The organism is Streptomyces sp. SID3343 (genome assembly GCF_009865215.1).
In the GTDB taxonomy this organism is placed as follows: Bacteria; Actinomycetota; Actinomycetes; order Streptomycetales; family Streptomycetaceae; genus Embleya.
This window is the reverse complement of the sequence record NZ_WWJX01001182.1, coordinates 1-1,415: the sequence shown is the minus strand read 5'-3', so window position 1 is coordinate 1,415 and position 1,415 is coordinate 1. Positions and strand designations below refer to the sequence as shown.

Sequence of the window (1,415 nt, the reverse complement as noted above, 5' to 3'; positions counted from 1 at the left end):
CCGGCCGGTGCCCGCCGGCCAGTCGGCGTGGGCGGCCGGCGCGCTGCTGGTCTGCGGTGTCGGCTGCCTGGCCGCCGCGCACCGCACCGACGGCCTGCTGGTCTCGGTGGGCATCGTCGCCCTCGTGGTCGGGCTGCTGCTGCTCAGTCCGCTCGCGATCCGCGCTTTGGTCGCACCGGCTCGCCTGGCACCCTTCACCCTCCGCCTCGCGCTGCGCGACCTGGGCCGCCACCAGGCGCGTTCGGGCGCCGCCCTCGCGGCGATCACGCTCGCGGTGGGCATCCCCGTCGCCGTCACCGTCCTGGCCGCCGCCAACGAGGTCGCGGCCGACCGGGGCAACCTCTCCGAGCGCCAACTGTTGATCCGCGTCGGCGAGGGCGGCCCCGCCGTCCCGGCGCTGTCCGCTGCCGACCTCGCCCGCCTCGACGGGGCCGTGACGCGGTATGCGGCCGCCCTCGGCGGCGAGGTGACCCGACTCGACATGGTCACCGCACCGGACGCGCCGTCGCTTCGGGGCGGGGCCGACTCCGGCCGGCCGGTCGTCCAACTCGGCCGCAGGGTGAACTCGGAGACATGGGAAGGCTTGTCGCTGTACGTCGCCACGGCGGCGACCGCCCACGCCTTCGGTTTCGACCTCGGCGCGGCGCGCCCGGACACCGACGTACTCACGTCGTTCACGGGGCAGTTCGACCTGGTCGGGACCGGCGACCGCCCGGCGGACACGCGGACCGCGCGGATTCCGGGCTCCATGTACACGTCCGTACCCCGCGCGTTCGTCACCACCGAGGCGGTGCAACGCCACGGCTGGGAAAGTCTGCGGGCAGCCTGGTTCATCGAGGTACCCGAGGATCTGACCGACGCTCGACTCACCGCCGCCCGGGACCTCGCCACCGCCGACGGACTCACGGTCGAGGCCCGCGACGGCAACGACAACGTGGACACGCTCCGTTGGATCGCGGTCGGCGGCGGCGCGGTGCTGGCTCTCGGGGTGCTGGCCATGACGGTCGGCACGATCCGCGGGGAGGCCGCCGACGAACTGCGCTCGCTCACCGCAACCGGGGCGCCCTCCGCCATCCGCCGCACCCTGACCGGCGCCACGGCGGGTGCTCTCGCACTCGCCGGCGTCCTGATGGGCACCGCCGGGGCCTATCTCGCCCTGTGCGCGGCCTACTACGACGACCTCGCCACCCTCGGCCACGTCCCCTACGGACCCCTGGCCCTTGCCCTGCTCGGCATCCCCGTCCTGGCCACCGTCACCGGCTCCCTGATCGCAGGCCGCGAACCCGCGTCGACCACCCGACGCCTGCTGGAATGACAACGAGTCGGTGTCGTTCCGGATCCGCTGCGCCGACCAGGCCGAGGTCGACTACTACTGGAGCAAACTCGTCGAGGGCGGCGAGGAAAGCCAGTGCGGC

General features: G+C 74.1%; 2 pseudogenes. Both read left to right on the top strand.

Features of this window, described 5'->3' with window-relative positions:
* A pseudogene (locus tag GT354_RS37305) lies at positions 1-1,315 on the top strand (hypothetical protein); the annotation flags it as partial.
* A 1-nt stretch (position 1,316) separates the two neighbouring features.
* Positions 1,317-1,415 (top strand): annotated as a pseudogene (locus tag GT354_RS37300) (VOC family protein); the annotation flags it as partial.